The organism is Nostoc sp. DSM 114159, from assembly GCF_053470285.1.
In genome coordinates, this window is the sequence record NZ_JBPFEH010000001.1 from 3,643,428 (window position 1) to 3,663,763 (window position 20,336).

17 protein-coding genes are annotated in these 20,336 nt (G+C 42.8%); 10 read left to right on the plus strand and 7 right to left on the minus strand.

Annotated elements, in window-relative coordinates:
* The first annotated feature begins 29 nt into the window (after positions 1–29).
* Entirely contained in the window at positions 30–2,012 is a 1,983-nt protein-coding gene (locus ACR5KR_RS15005; RefSeq protein WP_445631683.1) for a dynamin family protein, read from the plus strand.
* Positions 2,013–2,187: 175 nt separating this feature from the next.
* Here ACR5KR_RS15005 and ACR5KR_RS15010 read toward each other — a convergent pair whose 3' ends face one another.
* Both ACR5KR_RS15010 and ACR5KR_RS15015 read right to left on the minus strand, forming a co-directional pair.
* Complete coding sequence (locus ACR5KR_RS15010) at positions 2,188–3,402, minus strand: acetate kinase (RefSeq protein ID WP_448267076.1); 1,215 nt, start codon at positions 3,400–3,402, stop codon at positions 2,188–2,190.
* A 432-nt stretch (positions 3,403–3,834) separates the two neighbouring features.
* The gene (locus ACR5KR_RS15015; RefSeq protein WP_448267077.1) at positions 3,835–4,329 is read right to left on the minus strand and encodes a hypothetical protein; all 495 of its coding nucleotides are present in this window, start codon (positions 4,327–4,329) and stop codon (positions 3,835–3,837) included.
* A 235-nt stretch (positions 4,330–4,564) separates the two neighbouring features.
* Here ACR5KR_RS15015 and ACR5KR_RS15020 point away from each other — a divergent pair, with 235 nt between their 5' ends.
* The gene (locus ACR5KR_RS15020; RefSeq protein WP_322684322.1) at positions 4,565–5,443 is read left to right on the plus strand and encodes a M48 family metallopeptidase; all 879 of its coding nucleotides are present in this window, start codon (positions 4,565–4,567) and stop codon (positions 5,441–5,443) included.
* A gap of 277 nt (positions 5,444–5,720) precedes the next feature.
* Here the strand turns inward: ACR5KR_RS15020 and cimA are convergent, their stop codons facing one another.
* Positions 5,721–7,382 carry a citramalate synthase gene (cimA, locus tag ACR5KR_RS15025; RefSeq protein WP_448267078.1) on the minus strand — a complete coding sequence of 554 codons (1,662 nt, stop codon included), beginning with the start codon at positions 7,380–7,382 and terminating at the stop codon, positions 5,721–5,723.
* A gap of 75 nt (positions 7,383–7,457) precedes the next feature.
* On the opposite strand from cimA, the gene ACR5KR_RS15030 reads away from it, so the two are divergent.
* From ACR5KR_RS15030 to ACR5KR_RS15055, 6 genes are all read left to right on the plus strand, one after another.
* Positions 7,458–7,796 (plus strand): 2Fe-2S iron-sulfur cluster-binding protein, encoded by a 339-nt coding sequence (locus tag ACR5KR_RS15030; RefSeq protein ID WP_445631679.1) that lies wholly within the window; start codon positions 7,458–7,460, stop codon positions 7,794–7,796.
* Positions 7,797–7,813: 17 nt separating this feature from the next.
* Positions 7,814–8,203 carry a hypothetical protein gene (locus tag ACR5KR_RS15035; protein WP_445631678.1) on the plus strand — a complete coding sequence of 130 codons (390 nt, stop codon included), beginning with the start codon at positions 7,814–7,816 and terminating at the stop codon, positions 8,201–8,203.
* Positions 8,204–8,335: 132 nt separating this feature from the next.
* Positions 8,336–10,369: a glycine oxidase ThiO gene (gene thiO / locus ACR5KR_RS15040; protein ID WP_448267079.1), complete on the plus strand. Its 2,034-nt coding sequence runs from the start codon at positions 8,336–8,338 to the stop codon at positions 10,367–10,369.
* Positions 10,370–10,558: 189 nt separating this feature from the next.
* Entirely contained in the window at positions 10,559–10,738 is a 180-nt protein-coding gene (gene psb34, locus ACR5KR_RS15045) for a photosystem II assembly protein Psb34 (RefSeq protein WP_322659602.1), read from the plus strand.
* A 266-nt stretch (positions 10,739–11,004) separates the two neighbouring features.
* Positions 11,005–13,218, plus strand: a complete 2,214-nt coding sequence (locus ACR5KR_RS15050; RefSeq protein WP_448267080.1) for a tetratricopeptide repeat protein — start codon at positions 11,005–11,007, stop codon at positions 13,216–13,218.
* Between the two features lie 455 nt (positions 13,219–13,673).
* Positions 13,674–14,399 carry a choice-of-anchor K domain-containing protein gene (locus ACR5KR_RS15055; RefSeq protein ID WP_448267081.1) on the plus strand — a complete coding sequence of 242 codons (726 nt, stop codon included), beginning with the start codon at positions 13,674–13,676 and terminating at the stop codon, positions 14,397–14,399.
* 247 nt (positions 14,400–14,646) lie between these two features.
* Here the strand turns inward: ACR5KR_RS15055 and ACR5KR_RS15060 are convergent, their stop codons facing one another.
* Positions 14,647–15,771 (minus strand): site-2 protease family protein, encoded by a 1,125-nt coding sequence (locus ACR5KR_RS15060; RefSeq protein ID WP_448267082.1) that lies wholly within the window; start codon positions 15,769–15,771, stop codon positions 14,647–14,649.
* A 103-nt stretch (positions 15,772–15,874) separates the two neighbouring features.
* Here ACR5KR_RS15060 and ACR5KR_RS15065 point away from each other — a divergent pair, with 103 nt between their 5' ends.
* Complete coding sequence (locus ACR5KR_RS15065) at positions 15,875–16,090, plus strand: hypothetical protein (protein ID WP_448267083.1); 216 nt, start codon at positions 15,875–15,877, stop codon at positions 16,088–16,090.
* Positions 16,091–16,250: 160 nt separating this feature from the next.
* Here the strand turns inward: ACR5KR_RS15065 and ACR5KR_RS15070 are convergent, their stop codons facing one another.
* Positions 16,251–16,913: a DJ-1/PfpI family protein gene (locus tag ACR5KR_RS15070; protein ID WP_448267084.1), complete on the minus strand. Its 663-nt coding sequence runs from the start codon at positions 16,911–16,913 to the stop codon at positions 16,251–16,253.
* A 69-nt stretch (positions 16,914–16,982) separates the two neighbouring features.
* Complete coding sequence (locus ACR5KR_RS15075) at positions 16,983–17,402, minus strand: DUF6220 domain-containing protein (protein ID WP_448267085.1); 420 nt, start codon at positions 17,400–17,402, stop codon at positions 16,983–16,985.
* A gap of 113 nt (positions 17,403–17,515) precedes the next feature.
* On the opposite strand from ACR5KR_RS15075, the gene ACR5KR_RS15080 reads away from it, so the two are divergent.
* Positions 17,516–18,178, plus strand: coding sequence for a LuxR C-terminal-related transcriptional regulator (locus ACR5KR_RS15080; protein WP_445631671.1), 663 nt, complete (start codon positions 17,516–17,518; stop codon positions 18,176–18,178).
* A gap of 357 nt (positions 18,179–18,535) precedes the next feature.
* On the opposite strand, the gene ACR5KR_RS15085 is transcribed toward ACR5KR_RS15080, so the two are convergent.
* Positions 18,536–20,260, minus strand: coding sequence for a putative bifunctional diguanylate cyclase/phosphodiesterase (locus ACR5KR_RS15085; RefSeq protein WP_448267086.1), 1,725 nt, complete (start codon positions 20,258–20,260; stop codon positions 18,536–18,538).
* Positions 20,261–20,336 lie beyond the last annotated feature (76 nt).

Consider the following 20,336-nt stretch of genomic DNA (forward strand, 5'->3'; position numbering starts at 1 on the left):
AAACCCAATAAATCTGCAAGGAAATTTTTATGGTAGTTCAAACTGTTAAATACCAAAACTATGAAGCGTTTCAAGAGAAACAAAATGTGCTAGCGAGTTTAATTCAACGCCACTTGAAGCTAATTAGTTCGCTAAACATGACTGAATCAGAAAAGTCACTTAAACAATTAGAATATCTAGTGCAGTCCAATAGCTTTAAGGTATTAGTTTTAGGTGAATTTAAGCGTGGTAAGAGTACTTTTATCAATGCTTTGCTGGGTGAGAAAGTTTTACCTGCGTATGCTAGACCTTGTACTGCAATCATTAATGAAGTGAAATGGGGAGATAGCCGTCGGGCTTTATTACATCCTGCAAAGTCGGTAGATACTCCTATGTCTTTGCCTCAAGAAGTTCCTATTAATGAAATTGAAGAGTATGTTGTAATTAAAGATGATGTAAGTGAAATTAATAGCAATCCCTACGAAAAAGTTGAATTGTTTTGGCCTCTAGAACTTTGCCGCAATGGAGTAGAAATTATTGACTCTCCTGGACTGAATGAACATGATACTCGCCAGAAAGTAACAATGGACTATTTGTCTAATGTTGATGCAATACTCTTTGTACTTTCCTGCGAAGCACTGGCTTCTAAGTCAGAAATGGATGTGATTGACAATACTTTAATACCTGCTGGACATAAAGATATTTTCTTTATCTGCAATCGCTTCAATATGATTGAAGATGAAGAAAAAGACAGCATTAAGCAACTTGGAATTAACAAACTAGCTCCGAAAACAAAACGTGATAAAAAACGGATATTTTTTATCGATGCTCGTGGTGCTTTAGGAGGAAAACTCAAAGGCGATAAGGGGCAAGTTGAAGCTTCAGGTTTAACTTTGGTTGAAAGAGAACTAGAAAAATTCTTAGCCAACGAAAAAGGTAACATCAAAATTCTCAGAACTGCGGCAGAACTCCAGAGAGCAATTTATGAAGCACGAGGAGTTATTCCTCAGCGGGAAGCGATGCTAAGAACTGATTTAAAAACCTTGGAAGCTCGATATGAAGCTGCTCAGGAGCCACTACGGCGTTTGGAAATGCAGCGAGAACAGATAGTGCGACGTATCTCTAATTTTTTGGAAGATATCAAACAGACTATTAGTGCTGAAGGTTCTAGTTTCTATCGCCGTCTGGCTGACAAAGTTGTGAGCGAATGGGTGAAAACGTTGGAAACCCAAACATCAATGGTGTTAACTAAGTCGCAAATTGAAAAGTTAATTAAGGATGTGACTAACCAACTTTCCAGCAAGATGGAAAATGAATTATTAGTCTGGCAAAATGAAATATTACAACCTTTGGTTAGTAGCCGTCTAGAACGTCTTACCCAAGAGATAGATGAACGTGCCAACGAATTTGTACATCAATTAGATAGCCTGAAGATTCAAGTTGCAGGTGGCATAGTTTCCATAGATGACCTTAACATTAAAAAAGTTAGTGTCATCGAAAGAGTACTGGCTGCGAGTGGAGGCTTTTTGTTAGGAGCAAATATTGGATTAGCCGGGGTTGGTGCTGTTTTTGGCTATCAAGAGATGGCAAAAGCTATTATTCCTCAACTAATAATTAGTGTGGCAGCAATTACTCTAACTGCTGCAAATCCTTTGTTGATATTTGGAGCTATGGCTAGTGGTGGACTCATTCAGGGATTGTTAACTGCAAAATCTACAAATAACAAGATTAAAGAAGACGCTGCTAAACGATTTGCAGTTTCAATTCGTGATTCAGCAGACCAACGAGGCGATAAAATAGCAGATGCGGTAGTAATAAAGCTAATTGAAATTCAAAAATCGATAGATGAGAGTCTTGGTCAAGAGATTCAAAAGTTTCGAGAACAGATTGATTCAATTCTAAAAGAAAAACAACAAGGACAATCTGACGTTGACGCAACAATTAGAGAGTTACAATTACTTAACAGAAAATTAGATGCTATTGACCAAGAATTAGATACTTTTGTAGCGCGGCTTGCGATTACAGATTCTTAAGAGTTTCCTTTCAAAGAAAGTTACAGTAGAATTCAGAATTGGCTACGCCCCGGTGCGCTACAAGAATTAAAATAATCTCTGTGTCTAGCTTTAAGACCTAAATACTCTACTTCACTAACTTGAAATCTGCTGCAATTTAGCCAACTTCTAAAAGGGGTTGGCTTTTTGATGATTTTTACTTTGTCAATATTTGCCAACAATGCCCGGCGATCGCCCAATCTTCTTGAGTATGTATGACTAATATTCTCACTGTTGAGTCAGGTGTGGCAATATCTTCATCCACTGGCTGCTGTTGATTTTTCTCAAGGTCTATTTTCAGTCCGATAAATCCAAAGGCTTCACAGGCGGCTTGGCGAATTTCTGCGGAGTGTTCACCCACACCTGCTGTGAATACTAAAGCATCTAATCCCCCCAAACTAGCAAGCATTGCGCCGATACCAGAACGCAAGCGATGTACGTAGATATCCCATGCCAATTGAGCGCGGGAATTATCTTGAGCGATCGCTTCTTTCACTTCACGCAGATCGCTAGATACACCCGAAATTCCCTTTAACCCAGAAGCTTTATTTAATAACTCATCCAACTTTTCGATAGAGTAATTGCAGTGCCGCAACAAATAAATCAAAATCCCCGGATCGACTGAACCAGAACGGCTACCCATCATTAATCCGTCTAAGGGCGTGAATCCCATAGTAGTATCAATACTGCGACCGTTTTTTATCGCTGCTAAAGAGCATCCATTCCCCAAATGGCAGATAATTAACCGCTCAGATGCAACATCTCGACCGAGTATTTGGACAGCACGTTGAGAACAGTATTGGTGACTGATACCATGAAATCCATAGCGACGAATACCTTGCTCTACCCACTGATATGGACCGGGATAGATTGCTGCTGCATCGGGTAAGGTGGCATGAAATCCAGTATCAAAGACTGCTACTTGAGTGACATCTTTTAGGATGTTTTCAATTGCTTCTATGCCTTGTACAGCCGCGGGATTATGTTCGGGAGCAAGATTAGACATATCGGCGATCGCCTTTTTGACATCCTCCGTAATTACCACACTATCTCGATAAGCCTCTCCACCATGTACTATCCGATGCCCCACCACATCGATTTCTGACAAGCGATCGATTACCTTGGTATCATCACGATCGAGTGTATTCAGCATATAGGTGAGGTGCGCCTGTGGAGAATCACCAGAGATTGATTTTTGCAGCGTTCCACCCGTAACAGTTTTCACCTCAATTTCTGCCACACCCCGATCTTGAGTCCAGTTAATTTTCCCTTCCCAAAGAGGTTGGGGTGGTTGGGTAGGCATTTCATCTGCAATTTCGTACAAACAACTCTTTTGGCTGCTCGATCCGGCATTCAGTACTAATATCTTCATAGTGACAACAGAAAAAAACAATCTCTTTTGATCGTGTCACTAGTTGTAGCTTCATGCTTAGTACAGTTTTGCGTAAAAGCATAGCGTTTTTAATTCAGGGGAACGTATTAACAATACAAGCTGACGCATTAACAAGGCGGCCATGGCATTAACAATACAAGCCGATGTATTAACAAGGCGGCCATGGCATTAACAATACAAGCTGACGTATTAACAAGGCGGCCATTGCATTAACAATACAAGCTGACGTATTAACAAGGCGGCCATTGCATTAACAATGCAAGCCAACGCATTGGCATTGCACGGTATTGCCTTTCATGAATTCGCTATAAATTAATGAAATTCTGTACTGAGTTTTCTCAGGGCACAACAAGACTTTGAAGCTTCTAAATTTCAGAGACTTGGAACTAGGAAGCGAAAAGAAGTGCTCGGTCAATTATCATTTCGTAGTTTGATTGGACGGATGTCGCGGATCTTGAGGGTTCTTTTGCCTGCGTTATCGTCGTCATCAATTGTTACCAGGTATTTCACGACCGTATGGTTTGCATTTCCACCAGTCACGGTGACAACAAATGCTGAGTAACTGTTAGTGTTTGTGCCACAACCACTTCGGTCATGGAAGGTTTGATTCCATTCACCAATATTGACACCCTCGCCTCGTGGCTCATCACCACTTTGTTTAATTTCATTGAGGAGAGCTACTTTCAGTTGAGATAGCTTTGATTTTTTATCAGCAAGCATAAGTTTAAGAAACTTATCGCGATTAAACTGGTCAAGGTTGCCACCGTTGCTGCATTTATCTTCGTAGTTGGCCTCAGCTGAATTTGGGCTGGTCATCACCAGTGCTGGAATCTTGGCAGACTGAGCGGCGTGTCCAGAAGTTGTCGCTAGTGCGAGAACACATAAAGTCAAAAAACCAAAGCGCATTCAATTCTCCGAGTGTGAATTAGTGTGTCCAATCAAGATTAACTGCAACGGACACTAAAGGAGAGGATTTGCTCGGTAGGTGTATGCAGCAAAGGGGTGAAATGAGCAGTAATACCGAAAGTTACGAGTATGCAAGAAAGGAAACCCCCAACTGAAATCGTTATACTAACTGTGGGAGGCTGTTTATCTATCCAGCCAGATTCCATAGTTGTATTTTTTTATAGCTTGTTGCACTATGTCCTTCTTCAAAACCCCGCTGATTGGTTTAAAAGCTGACTCATTTCGTCATCCATTAGACCTGGAAGCTACCAGAGCGCTCAAGCAGATACCAGGCATAGATATGTTGGTGCGAAATTGGCTTGGGCCAATGGCAGAGCAAGTTTTTTATGTGGAAAATATTGCCTCTAGCATTTTGGTGGGTGAAAAGCAACTACCCGATTTATACAAGCTATTGTTAGATGCCTGTAAAATCCTGGATATAGATCCTCCCCAGTTGTACGTCCGGCAACATCCGGCTCCCAATGCTTATACTTTTGCCGTGCGGGGTAAGCAGCCTTTTGTGGTGGTACACACTTCCCTGATTGATATCCTCACACCAGAGGAAATACAAGCAGTAATCGCCCACGAGTTGGGACATCTCAAGTGTGACCATAGCGTTTACTTGACTCCTGTAAATTTACTAATATTAGCTGCGGCGATTGTGCCCAATGTCGGAACCTTTGTGGCTCAAGCTATACAGGCGCAACTTTTGGAATGGGTACGTTGTGCTGAGTTTACCTGCGATCGCGCCGCATTACTAGCAACCCAAGACCCGAAAGTGGTCATGTCCGTGTTGATGAAGTTGGCTGGTGGTTCTCCCACCTTAGCGCCCCAACTGAATCTCGATGCCTTTGTTGCCCAAGCCCGCGCTTACGATGATATTAGCAAGACAGAACTGGGTGAAATGGTCAAAGCTGCCCGTACAGCCCAATTAACCCATCCAGTGCCAGTACTGCGGGCGCGAGAAATTGACCGTTGGGCAAGCAGCACCGAATATCAAACTCTGTTGCACAGTCACGGACTGAAGTCTACTAATAATGAAGTTGCACCCAAAGGTGGATGGCGCAATTGGTAGAGCTTCTATTTACAACAGCTTTTTTGCTATATTAAGCACAAAATTTTGAATAGATCGTGAGAAGCGATCGCTAAAGTGCGATCGCTTCCCCTTTTATCCAAAAATGCAAACTTTCCCTAGACTACATACAATACAGTTCGGATAAATATTTTGAACTCAGAATTACCTTTAGGGAAAAGGTTTAGTGGGTTTGGGTTAAAGGTTTTTTTCCCCTTTCCCTTTTCCCTTTCCCCTTTCCCCTTTAACCGAACCGTGATTACACTACATATCCCTTTTGTCAACTAGAAGCTTTCACCGCTGCTTCTGCTTGGGAATGTAACAACAAACCGTATTCCAAGCCCTCTACCACCGCTTGATAGGAAGCCGCCAAAATATTGGTAGAAACTCCTACCGTCGTCCAGCGTTGACGACCATTGCCTGATTCTACCAACACACGAGTTTTCGCCGCAGTGCCCGTATGTCCGTTGAGAATTCGCACTTTGTAATCTGTCAAATCAAAGGTTGCAATCTGAGGATAAAAGTTCACCAAAGCCTTGCGTAAAGCTGCATCCAAAGCTGCCACAGGCCCGTTACCTTCTGCCGCTTCTAAAATATTTTTGCCGTCAACAGCGACTTTGACTGTAGCTAGGGCATTGCTAGTTTCTTTCCCCTCAATCAAGTCGCAGTGGACTTGAAAACCTTTGACTTCAAAAAACTTCTGGCGGCCTCCCAAAGCTTCGTGCATCAATAGCACAAAACTGGCCTCTGCTGCTTCAAATTGAAATCCTTCACTTTCCAAATCTTTGAGGCGCTGGAGAATTTCCCTAGCCTCTGCTTTTTGTTGATCCAATTCAATCCCAAAACTGCGGGCTTTGGCTAAAACATTGCTCAGTCCAGATTGTTCCGAAATCACAATGCGCCGACGATTCCCGACTTGTTCCGGCTGAATGTGTTCGTAAGTTAGGGGATTACGTTCTACAGCTGATACATGAATACCGCCCTTATGGGCAAAAGCCGAACGTCCCACAAAGGGAGCGTGTTCATCTGGCGCAAGGTTGACGACCTCACTTACAAAACGACTAGCTTCTGTAAGTTCTGTGAGCTGGTCTTCTGTGATACAACTGTAACCCGCCTTCAGTTGTAAATTGGGAATTAACGAACAGAGGTTAGCATTACCGCAACGTTCACCGTAACCATTAATTGTGCCCTGTACCATCTTTGCCCCTGCCATCACGGCGGCTATTGCGTTAGCAACCGCCATTTCCGAATCGTTGTGAGTATGAATTCCAATTTGGGGCATTGTCCTTTGTCCTTTATCCTTTGTCATTGGTTCTTGACGAATGACAAATGACAAATGACTAATGACATCTTGAACAATTTGGCTAATTTCGTGGGGTAAAGTGCCGCCATTGGTATCACAGAGGACTAGCCATTCCGCACCAGAGGCGATCGCAGCCTCTAATGTCTGTAAAGCATAATCTCGATTGTGCTTATAGCCATCAAACCAATGTTCGGCATCGTAGATAATCCGGCGACTCTGAGAACGGAGGTACTCAATGGTGTCGCGAATCATCGCCAAATTTTCTTCTAATGTCGTTTTGAGTCCGGTTGTTACATGTAAATCCCAAGACTTGCCAAAAATCGTTACCCAGCGAGTTCCCGCCGCCAAAATATCTTGTAGCATCGGTTCGGTGGCGGCAGTGGAATTGGGGCGGCGAGTCGAGCAAAAAGCGACAATTTCAGCCTGTTTGAGCGGATCTTCTTGGAGTTGCCAGAAAAATTGTACATCCTTGGGATTGGCACCAGGCCAACCACCTTCAATAAAGGGAATTCCCAGTTGATCGAGTCTACGGGCAATGCGTAACTTATCTTCTATCGATACAGATAGCCCCTCGCGCTGAGTGCCATCCCGTAATGTAGTGTCATAGAGCCAAAGTTGAGGTAAAGAATTTGTGGTCATAAAACTGGGACCGACGAGACAACTTTCGAGGCAATGTGTCAATATACAACAAAAAGCCGGTTTGGCAACTTAAAAATGCCTAAAGTAATAGCTGAAGGTAAAACAATTGATTGCGAGCATGGAAGCAATCTCCGCAAGATTTTGCTGCAAAATGGTATTGACCTCTACAATGACGGTGCTAAGGTAATAAACTGTCGGGGCATTGGCAGTTGCGGTACCTGCGCGGTTAAGGTAGAGGGCAAAGTCTCAGCAGCGAATTGGCGCGACCCTGCGCGGCGTTCGCTTCCTCCCCATTCTCCTACAACAGACTTACGTTTAGCCTGTCAAACTCAGGTTTTAGGCGATGTGAAAGTGACAAAGTTTGATGGATTTTGGGGACAAGGTTCTCGAATAGTGTGGACACCAAAAGGTTAAAAAGGAGTTAAGACAAGATGGGTAGATGGACACCCTTAATTTTAATGGCTGGAGGTTTAGCCATTCTGCTTGGTACATTACTAGGCATCAACTTTCCGATGGGCGTACAAACTGCTAACGCTCCTAGTGACAAGAAATCAGAAGTCCTGCCAGCTAATATCAATGTTAATAGCAGTGCTGGCAGCAAGAATGAAGAAACTGCAACAGAAGGAAACGAAACAACTCAAACAAACGAAAATAGGCGCTCTATTGTAGCCCCAAGACCTGACAACAGGAGTAACGTTGCCCAGAATTCTAGCGATGACTCAACTGACAGTACAACAGACGGCAATACAAATTCTTCAGAAACAAGCACACCATCTAGCAATACAAATCAAAACAACGAACCAATTCGCGCCTTGTGGTAACGATCAGATCCGTCTTCAGACCCGTCTTTAGTTACAAGTTATAAGTTATAAGTTATGAGTTATGAGTTATGAGTTATTAGTTATGTACTAATGATAAATGGCTAATGACAGATGACTAATGACTAATGACTAATGATTAGTGAGACTGTGATTATTGGTGGTGGCGTTATTGGTTTAGCGATCGCCATTGAACTAAAATTGCGCGGGACAAATGTCACCGTGCTTTGTCGTGACTTTCAGGCTGCCGCTACCCACGCCGCCGCCGGGATGTTGGCACCAGATGCGGAAAACATTGCTAATGAAGCAATGCGTTCCTTGTGTTGGCGATCGCGTGCTTTATATCCCGACTGGACGCGCAAATTAGAAGAACTGACCGGCTTAAATACTGGCTACCGCGCCTGTGGTATCCTTGCACCTGTTTTTGAAGAAGCAGGGGGGCAGGGGAGCAGGGGAGCAGGGGAGGAGGGAAAACTCCTCTCCTCTGCCCCTCTGCCCCTCTGCCCCTCTGCTAGCGAAGAGTCCCCGGCTTACTGGTTAAACAAAGAGGCAATTCATCAATATCAACCAGGATTGGGAGCCGAGGTAGTTGGTGGCTGGTGGTATCCTGAAGACGCTCAAGTTGATAATAAAGCTCTAGCTCATGTATTGCGGACGGCTGCTGAGTCTGTTGGTGTTGAACTCAAAGACGGTATTAGAGTAGAAGCATTTTTACAGCAGCAGGGACAAGTGGTTGGCGTGCAAACCAATGCTGGAATAATTCGCGCCGCGCACTATGTTTTAGCTTCAGGTGCTTGGTCAAATGAATTGTTACCGCTACCCGTGCTACCCAGAAAAGGACAAATGCTGAGTGTGCGGATACCAGAAGTTTCGCCGGAATTGCCTTTGAAGCGGGTTTTGTTCGGGCAGGATATTTACATCGTACCAAGACGCGATCGCCTGGTTATTGGCGCAACCAGTGAAGATGTTGGCTTTATCCCCAACAACACCCCAGAAGGTATTCAAAAATTACTACAAGCTGCCATTCGCCTGTATCCCCAATTAAAGCATTATCCCATCCAGGAATTTTGGTGGGGATTTCGCCCAACTACCCCTGATGAATTACCCATCCTGGGCACTAGCCACTGTCAAAATTTAACCTTTGCTACGGGTCATTACCGCAACGGAATTCTACTTGCGCCCGTAACTGCCGCTTTGATTGCCGATTTAATCTTAGAACAAAAATCTGACCCCTTACTTGCTGATTTTCACTATTCGCGTTTCCAGTCCAAGTCATCTACCTCCACCGCAATGCTGACTCACTCTGCCAATTTCTCTAACGGACATCACTCTGCTATATCCCCACTCCCCACAGACGCGATTAATCCCGTCTCTACCGATTCCCCACTAATTATCGCTGGCAAAACCTTTCAATCCCGCTTGATGACGGGAACTGGTAAGTATCGCAGCATTGAGGAAATGCAGCAAAGCGTCGCCGCTAGCGATTGCCAAATTGTCACCGTAGCAGTACGACGGGTACAAACCAAGGCTCCGGGGCATGAAGGTTTAGCGGAAGCCTTAGATTGGACGAAAATCTGGATGTTACCCAATACCGCAGGTTGTCAAACTGCTGAAGAGGCAATTCGGGTGGCGCGTTTAGGGCGAGAAATGGCGAAATTATTGGGGCAAGAAGATAATAACTTTATAAAGTTAGAAGTAATACCCGACCTTAAGTATTTACTCCCAGACCCGATTGGGACATTGCAAGCAGCAGAACAACTAGTTAAAGAAGGCTTTGCAGTATTGCCCTATATCAATGCTGACCCGATGTTAGCCAAGCGTTTAGAAGAAGTAGGTTGTGCTACAGTCATGCCTTTGGCATCACCAATTGGTTCTGGACAAGGACTGAAAACAACTGCCAATATCCAAATAATCATCGAAAATGCAGGTGTGCCAGTGGTGGTAGATGCTGGTATTGGTTCACCCTCAGAAGCCGCCCAGGCAATGGAATTGGGAGCAGATGCCTTGTTGATTAATAGTGCGATCGCTCTTTCTCCAAAACCAGCAGCAATGGCTCATGCGATGAATTTAGCGACAGTCGCCGGTCGTCTAGCATATCTTGCTGGCAGAATGCCCATTAAAGATTACGCCAGTCCTAGTTCACCTCTAACTGGGACGATTACTAGTTAGGGAATGGGGACTGGAGAGGCAGGGGAGCAGGGGAGCAGAGGAGAAGTAGCAGTAAGTCTTTCCCCTCTGCCCCTCTGCTCCTCTGCCTCTTGTCCCCAATCCAAAATGTAACGATTTATCTAGCAGTTTAAGACCAGATTTAGCATTTATGTAACATTAAATTAACGATAAAGATAAAGGAATTCATTCATGCCCTATACCAATGAAGAAGGCGGTCTTCTGAATAATTTTGCCCGGGAACCAAAGGTTTATCAAGCAGAACCTCCCACAGAAGGGCAAAAGCGAACTTATCTCTTACTAGGAATTGCCGCTACAGCTTTGGTTGCCGGCTTGATTCTAGTCGCCTTCTTTGTTTCTAAGAGCAGCTGATCGTAAAACATTTTAAGAAAACTTCATCTTTTGTATAGTTTTTCAGGTTCCGATTTTAAGAGGGGCCTGCTTTTTTATTTTTTGTTAAAATTGAACTAGGAATGAAAGTATATAATTATACTTTATTTTTCCAACTATAATTGAAGGCTCAATATATCCACAGCAGCACAACATCTACTTATTAAAAATCATTTTTATTATGACTTTAGCCCACTTGAATGCACCCAGAAAGGTGATATGTACTATGTTTTGGCTTTTTAGCCGCTATGAGCGTGAATGATACTGCACCCAACAATAATTCTACTTGGAATCGGCAAGTATACCACCGCCTGAAACTTGCCTTAAGTCTTGGCTTACGACGACAAATTCTTTTGGCAGTCTGTGATGATTTATATTTAAGAAATCAGGTAGCAGCCCGTTTGCATTCTACATTGGCTTATCCTGTTGGCCAGGTACTATATCAATCATCAAATGCTCAGGAAAATAGCACTCCAGCTTATCCGCGATTAGTCACGTTGCGTTTGAATTTAAACGATCCGAACCCCATAATCCAGATTAATCAATGGTTGACTAATTACCCACCGCCAATTGTTGAGGCATCAAAAGATACTCCTGGAAGACCTTTTCCAGTACCAGCATTTCAGATTGTCGGCGTGGAACATCTTACGAAGCAACCAGTTGCAACACAGCGTTTATTTTTGCACTATCTCCGCTTAAGCGAACAATATTTCTCTACACAAGAATCCAGCCGATTCCTAGAATCTAATTTGCTTTTGTGGATACCACGTCCTTGGTTGTCGGCTATTAAGCAATCAGCACCACAGTTTTGGCGTTGTCGTACTGGCGTATTTGTGTTTGCTGGAGAACCCACACCAGCAACTCAGAATTTGGCCTATCCAGAACGTTTTTCACGTTCAGGAAGCTTGGATTTAGGGAATATTGAGCAGTCGATTCTAGATGAATCAGCTAACCAAGCAGAACTCAGAACCGCAGCTACTGAGTTCAAGTTTGAGAATAATTCTGATTTTCCAGTAGAGATACAAGGGAATCGCGTACACCAAACTGAGGAAGTTTCACCATCAACAGCAGATTTCTTGAAGGCTACGCCACAACAACAGGAATCTACAAATCGGTCTGGTAGTGGGAGTAATAATCAATCGCTATCGTCTTTATCTCATATTAGCAGTGAGTTAAGGGAGCTAGTAACAGCAACAATAAATACAAGTACTACCAAAAATACAGAGGATTCCTTACAACCACAGCAGATTTTATTGGAGATTGAAGAATTACACGAAAATCTTGTTTCAGAGGAGATACTGGCAGAGGCTTATCATCGCTTGGGTACTTTATACCGTCTTCGCATTGAGCAAGGAGAGGCAACTCTAGAAAACCTAATGGTGGCAATTATTGCCTATCAGGAAGCAATTAGCTATGACGAAAGCTCACCGCAACTCCCAGATATCTTAAATGATTTGGGTACACTCTACTGGATGCTATACCGCACACCACCCAATTCTGAAGAGGGACAAACTTATATAGAGCAGGCAATAGAATTTTATCAGTTGGCGTTAAAGATAATTTCGCCTCAGACACATTCGGAAACTTACGCTCGCGTACAAAATAATTTGGGGACAGCCTATGGTGATTTAGCTCGTTTCTCTCACCCATCGGAAAATTGGCAGCAAGCAATTTTGGCTTACAGTGAAGCACTCAGCTACCGTACAGCTGAAATGGATTCATTAAAGTATGCGGCTTGCCAAAATAATTTGGGTACTGCTTACTGGCATTTAGGGCAATACAACCAACCGATTGTGCATTTAAAGAAAGCGATCGCAGCTTACAATGAAGCACTTGCACACTACAACCCGGAAGCCGAACCGCTCAAGTATGGCATGATTCAAAACAATATCGGTACTGCGTTTTGGAATCTGGCACAATACGAACAACCTGCCCAAAATCTCCAGCTAGCCATAGATGTTTATAGCGAAGCTCTCAAGTATCGCACTCCAGCTAATGTTCCCAGTGCCTGCGCCGCTACACAAAATAATCTGGGTACTGCCTACTGGCATCTAGCAAACCTATCTGAAACTACCAAAGAGGCACGGCAAAAATATCTGCAACTATGTATCAACGCTTACGAGGAAGCTATAGCTTTGGCTCACTCACTTAGCGGTACTTCTTTAAGTTTTGATTTGCTTGCCTCTCACAATAACCTGGGACTAGCACATTATCAGCTAGTAATAGATAAGTCTTTTAATATTGACAAAGCGACACGCTCTCAACACTTAGAAGTAGCATTAGATAACCATTTGCAAGCCTTAAACGGATTAAGTAAACAACCAGAGGCTTATCAAACAACCTTTGCTTATGTGGTGAAAACTATTCGTGCTTTTCATAATGAGTTAGGCATACAGGGACAAAATCTGGCTTTATCTAAAGTTCCTAGCCAGTTGTTACCAGAGATTTTGTCAAAATTGTGAATCCCATTCCTCCCCATAGTGCGGAGAATGTCAAAAAACTGTAACTTCATATCAGCTTGACAATTTATTGGTAAGTCAAGTAAGGTAGCGATGTTTACGACGGGCTACGCCTACGTAATTGCCTGCGTAATTACTAGACTTCTTGCATAAATCAAAAAAGAACCCTAATCCGCCTTTGACTTCCCTTAAAGTCTCCACTCTTGCTGAGAGGTAGCGTGTTAGGGAAATTTTACAATCGGTTTACTGTTTTACTAATTACAAACTAGTGAAATATATTTTAACAAGTCATAATTTTAACTTCATAAATATAAATTATTCATTAAATTATTTTGAAATACACATAAATATTTTATAAAAAATACAAGAAGACATTGGCGTATTTTCCGTAAATTTACTAAGGTAGACTGAATACCTACTTGAAAGAAGCTCCAGAATGAACGTTTAAACCTAGAATTATGAAACTAAGCTTTGTTTTTGCTACTGCTATATCTAGTTTTTTTGTGAGTTCGGCCACAGGATTTAGTTTCTCTGGTCAAGCACAAGCTCTAACTTTTTCTGGCATCTCTAGTGCGACATGGGGAAATCCTACTCCAGGAAGCACTGATACTAATCCCATATATACAGGTGTGGGAAGTAACGCATTTACTTGGGGTAAAGTTAATTCGTCGTCATTGTCAGGACTTCCAAATAAACTAACCTCTAATGGAACTTCATTTGCTGCGGACATTAACTCTGTATTCAAAATAGCTGATTTGACTTACTTTAATGGAACAGTAAACACTGGTTCAAGCGTTGAATTTGTACCTTTAAATCTCAATGTATCTTTCAGCCAACCTGTGGGAACCAGCCAAGTTTTTGACTTCAATTTACGTTTAGTAAATACACTTAACGACCCAAAAGACCCTGAGAAGAGTGCAGACTTGGTATTTTTAGACACAAAGTTGAGTAATCGCAGTTTCACCTTTGGAAGTAATAAATATACCCTTGAGTTAATCGGTTTTAATCTAGACGGTCGCCAGATAAGTATTAAGGCTCTTGAAGAAGCTACAACTACAACAGCTATTTATGCCAAAATCAAAACTATACCCGAACCTGCGTCAGTGTTGGGTCTATCATTGCTAGGGATATACCTGCTATCTCGTAAAAATCCTTGGAAAATAAATACAGGGAATAGGGAATAGGGAATAGGGAATAGATATATACTGAGTTTTATTCAAAAATTAAATAGGAGTGCTACATAACAATCCGATTTGATTTTTGAACTTAATTTACGGGGACAGATAAGAGGCAACGGTCAAGAAGGCTCTTTCAATTGTATGGAGTTTTTTCATGCAATCAAAAATTTGGGTGATAAAAAAATATAGAGACGCGATTTGTTGCGTCTCTACAAGGTTTAGGGTTTTTTGATAGACGCGATGAATTGCGTCTTTATGCAGGGTTAGGTTGGGTTCGGCTTTGAAGTAGCTGTATAATTGCAGCTTTTTCTAAGATTCCAACTAGGACACCATTCTTGCGAATCACGGGAAGCACAGATAATTTTTGTTGTTCGAGTAACTGCATGACTTCCAGCAGAGGTCGATCTGATTGGACTGTGGTAGATTCAGTAATTGGTCGCATGACTTCTTTAACTTGAGTGTCTGACCACAATGCTGTGGGGATGGTTCTTAAATTATCAATTGCGATCGCACCTACTAATTGTCCATCATCATCAGTCACTAAGAACCGATGCCAGTTTTGCCCGCTGATGACTCGCTCATCGGCAAACTCTCTCAGGCTAAGATTACCAGATACTATCGGACTGTCATGAGTTACAGCATCTTCAGCAGTCAAACCTGTAAGTTTTTCTTGGACTCTGGCAAATTGAGCCGAATTACCAGCATTTTGCAACAAGAAGAAGCCAACTAACAAATTCCAGAAGTTACCGGCGCTGCCAAATAATAGTAGGGGAAGTACGCCTGAAAGAATTGCTACCCAACCAAAGATTTGCCCAACTCGACTCGCAAAGGTTACACCTTTATAAGGATTACCTGTAATTTTCCAAACGATAGCTTTCAGTATATTTCCGCCATCTAATGGCAAACCAGGAATCAGGTTAAATAGGGCTAATGCCAAGTTAACAGAAGCTAGAACACCAAGAATTGCAGCTAACGGCCCTGATGCAGATGTAGTAACACCAATCGCTGTAACGATACCGCAGAGTAGTAAGCTAACTAAAGGCCCGGCGATCGCAACCCAGAAAGCCTCACCTGGGGTTTTCGACTCTTTTTCTAAGCTAGCCAAACCGCCAAAGATAAACAGAGTGATGGATTTGACATCAATACCCTGACGAATTGCAACGAAACTGTGGCCTAATTCATGGGCGACGACAGAGGCAAATAACATCAGCGCTGTCATCAATCCTAGTAGCAAAGCCAATCCCGCAGACAATTGGGGAAATTGCGCCGCCAGTCCACTGCTATAGCTCCAAGTTACCAAACCTAGAACTAAAAACCATGACGGATGGATATAGAAGGGAATTCCGAAGAGATTACCAACGCGAATTGTGCCATTCATGTCGTTCACCTTTGATTTCAGCTTCGAGAGGTTTGCTTTCGTCCTTCTCGATGTCTCTAGTGTAACGAAAGGTTAAGAGATTTTAATCTCGATTGCGGTAGTGGTGTCCGTCTGTAAAGGTGCGGTTATTGGGATTATTGAGAGCATCCAAATTCAAGAAGCAGGAGAAACGTTAGATCGCGTCGATAGCGCATCTCGATACATTTTTTATGCTAATGCTGCTCTATACCCACAACTTCTGTCCGAAAATGGGGCGATCAACGACCCTCCCAGCAATAGAAAGGACAGTCCACTGTACCCTCAAACGAGCCAAACATGAATAGTCCACCAAGCAGGATCGTTGAACTAAGCAACCCCAATCGTTAATAACTGAGCAATCAAGCAGAGGTTAAAGACGATTTAAGTCGTATAAAAACGGATTTGTATCCAACGTGTAGAGAACACGTTCAATTTCCGAATTTGTGGTCATGTCAGACTGCCTATTTTACGTTTAAACCCAATGTCCCCGTAGCATATAACATTGCTTTATTGACTAACTCAGCCCCCGCTTTTTCGGGTGAACCGACATCGAATGGAGGGGCTGGATCGTACTCCATTAATAGTTGAGCGATCTTGGCGGCTTCGTCACCACAAAGCACTTCAGCGATCGTTAGACCAAAATCAATGCCTGCCGTAACCCCCCCACCAGTCATACGATTTCGGTCAATCACAACTCGCTCCGTTCCGACCTCAACGCCCAACGTTGCGAGTTGTTCACGCCCCATCCAGTGAGTCGCCGCTCGATAGCCTTGTAGCAGTCCTGCCTTCGCTAAAAACTCAGACCCGCTGCACACAGAGGTGATGAACTTTGCTGTCCTCCCCTGTTTCTGGAAAAACTCAAGTACTTCTGGATCGTTTACTACTGCACTCTGTCCTAAACCGCCGCCGACGCAGATCGCGTCTAAGGGTGGGCAATTTTCAAAGGTGGTATCAGGCAAAATCATCATTCCGTCATCGGTTTTGATCGGGTCTAACGCTTTCCAGATGCGGTGGATCTGGACACCAGGAAGCAAACTAAAAACTGTCTGGGGCCCTACAATATCAAGTGCCGCCATCCCAGGATAAAGTACCAAGCCAATAATATGTTTTTGTGAGTAAGTCATGAATCAATCTCCTGATGACAGTTGCTATGAAATCTATCCTTATACCTAAAAGAATTGAAAGTTAAGGATTTAGTCTTGGTTGTGGTTGGGAAATACAATGCGAGATGTCCGATGAACTAGGGTTGTAGAAATAGAGAATAAGGAAAAGCCGATGAGTGGATGGAAGACTGCTAAAGGAAAAGAAGTCTTCAAGTGAATTGTGAGAAATTGCAGTCCCAACAACACTGGAATACTTGCAGTAAGATTCTGGACTCTTGAAGGAAACGGCATTAGAAACACCCATATCAACAAAATTAGCGAGAGTCCGCTATATCCTCGCACGAGCCAGATATGTAGGTTCCACCAATTAGAGTTGTAAAAGTAAGCCAGTCCAACGCTGAATACTTGGGTTGCTAAACAGAGATTAAAAAACACTACTGCGATAAAAAAACTAATTTGAATCCAGCGCCCAGATATCTGTGTATCATCAATGCCAGGATTTAGAGTCATAGTTAAGTAATCCAAAAAAAGCAAACAAAGGAAAAGACTTGGTGTGACTAAAGCTAAGATAGGTCTGGTTGCTATACTGCGCCTAGACCTCGAAAGGGTACAATTTGCCAATCATGATTGCCTTACAAGCTCTATTTCATGCAATTGCTCAAGCTAAAGATGAAGAGACATTGCGATCGCACATATCCACAGAAATGAGTGAATATTTTTCAGCTACACGAGGTGGGCTGTTTTTCTTTGCTCAAATTTCTCTAGCTAACAGCAAGCTTCAAAAAGCAGTGGAAATCGCATTATCACCCCAACACAACCCAGTTGCACGCTATTTGCTAGAACATCATGCCCCTGTTCATGAAGCTTTAGTAGTAGAACCTAAGACGTGGAGGTTGATTTGTCCTCGCGCCGATCACTGGCACGTCATGGCAGGGCCAATTGTCAGTAATGGGCAGTTAGTAGGCGTGGTAGGTTTTACTCGTAAGCAGGGAATGCCTGCATTTGATTCACAAAATCTTACAGATTTGAGTGCACTTTGTCTGCATATTTCTACTTGGGTGGCAATGACGCGATTGCAACAACCACTATTACAGACAAAGCGTTTAACGGCTCGTGAAATGCAAATTGCTTCCTTGGTGGCTCAAGGACAAACCAATGCAGAAATTAGTGCTGAACTTTGGATTACTGAAAACTCTGTCAAGCAAGCTTTAAAAAGGATGTTTCGCAAGCTTGAGGTTTCATCTCGTGCTCACATGGTTGCAAAGCTTTCTACAGTTTCAAAATAAATAACCTTTTATTGGTCTGATTAATCCTGGATTTCTCTGCTTATGTCACCGGAGAAAAACAGGAGGCAGGAAGCAGGGGGCAGGGGGAAGGAGGTTTTAGAAAAGAATTTTCTCTGGAGGCAAAATGGTCTGAGAGCAACTAAATTTATTTATGAAAAATAAAAAAATATGTATTTTATTAACTGGGCGCAAGAAATACAGTGTCCTTGTTAAATCTCCGTTCGGCTGAGGCTCACAGCGTCAGTGTAAATTTATTTATGGGGATTCCTTCAGTATAGCTGCCTCCTTAACCTGCCCCCTGATAATCATTTCTAGCAAATATTTAAGTGAAACGTTATCAGGGGTGTATTTTCTGGCTTAGGCATCCACTTGTGCTGGAATTTTCTCCATCTGCTGAAAAGTTTTCTGCAACATCGGGGTAATTAGATCGGCTGGTACAGGACAACTGAAGTAGTAACCCTGACCTTCATCACATCCCAGCATTTTCAGGTAGTCAAGCTGTTCTTGGGTTTCCACACCCTCTGCCGTGATGTTCAACCGCAGACTTTTTGCCAGGGCAATAATTGCATTCGTGACGGCGGCACTATCAGGATTAGATGTGACATCCTGTACAAATGAGCGATCGATCTTGAGCATATTCACAGGAAAGCGCTTCAAGTAGTTGAGGGAGGAATAACCAGTACCGAAGTCATCTAGAGCCAAGCATATACCCAGTTCTCGTAATTGTTTTAAGGTTTTAACCGATCGCTCCATATCAGCCATCAAGAAGCTTTCTGTCACTTCCAATTCCAGGTAAGATACTTGGAGTCCAGTTTCCTCAAGAATTTGACTGACAACCTCAACCAGATTCGGTAGTTCAAACTGTCGGGCTGACAGATTTACAGACATCCGAATTGGGTTAAATCCAGCAAGCTGCCAAGCACGGTTTTGGGCACAAGCAGTTCGCAAGACCCACTCACCAATTGGTAGGATCAAACCATTGGCTTCAGCAATGGGAATAAATTTTGTTGGCGAAACCAAACCTAATGTAGGATGCTGCCAGCGAACCAACGCTTCCATAGCTGTAATTTGTCCGCTGTGTAAATCAATCAGAGGTTGATAATAAACCAGCATTTCATTGCGCTCAAGCGCTCCACGTAATTCATTTTCTAAAGTTATTCGCTCCTGCAACTGAGCATTAATTTCTGGTGAATAGAATTGGTATTTGCTACGCCCTTGCTGCTTCGCCTGGTACAGTGCGATATGAGCCTGTTGCAAAAGTTGATCTACGCTATTACGCTCATTTATTCCATTAATTGTGATGCCGATGCTGGCGGTAATATGAATCAAGTTACCCTGTATAGAAAAAGGTTTGCTCAGGGTACTTAATACCATCTGAGATAGCTTAATCACACTTTCAAAAGAAATAATGTCTATATGGGCAATGGCAAATTCATCTCCACTCAAATGGGCAAAAATATCTGTTTGTGTCATACAGACTGATAACCTCTGAGCTACTGCTCTTAACAACAAATTTGTTGTTTCATGCTCCAAACCATGACTCATAGCAGTGAAATCATCAATACCCAACAAAAAGACTGCTACAAAGCGCTGATTATTTTCAGGTTGAGATAGAGTCTGATGGAGGCGATCGCGAAATAGATCGCGATTGGGCAATCCAGTTAGATCGTCATAATTACTGATGTAATGAATTAATTCATCTAATTTGTAAAGAGTTTGTGAAGTATCCGCCATCAATGTACCGGCTTCATCAGCAAAATCTGTGGGCAATTTAGGTAAGGTTTTGGTGTTTAGATAATTGTGCAATGCCGCAGATGTCAAAATAACTGGTTTGAGCAGGTGGTGTAGTGCGTAGAGGGTGGCGGCTGTACCCGCTAAGGTAGCCAACAGAGCAATAAGCATAACTCGAATCGCCATCTCCAAGGAATAGGAGTTTGAGATCACGAAACTCAAGAGTAAGCTTAGAAGTGGTATGTGAGTACCCAAAAATGCCACCAACATGATTTTAGCAGTGTAGCTTTTTTTGAGTAATGGAAAACTAGCTAAGAACGAGTATAGATTGAGCTTGTGATTGAGCTTCATAGATTTTGTTTGATAGTTGGTAAATTAGTTCCGAGCTATTCTGAGAAAAAAGTATTTTTAATTCACATTCCAGTAA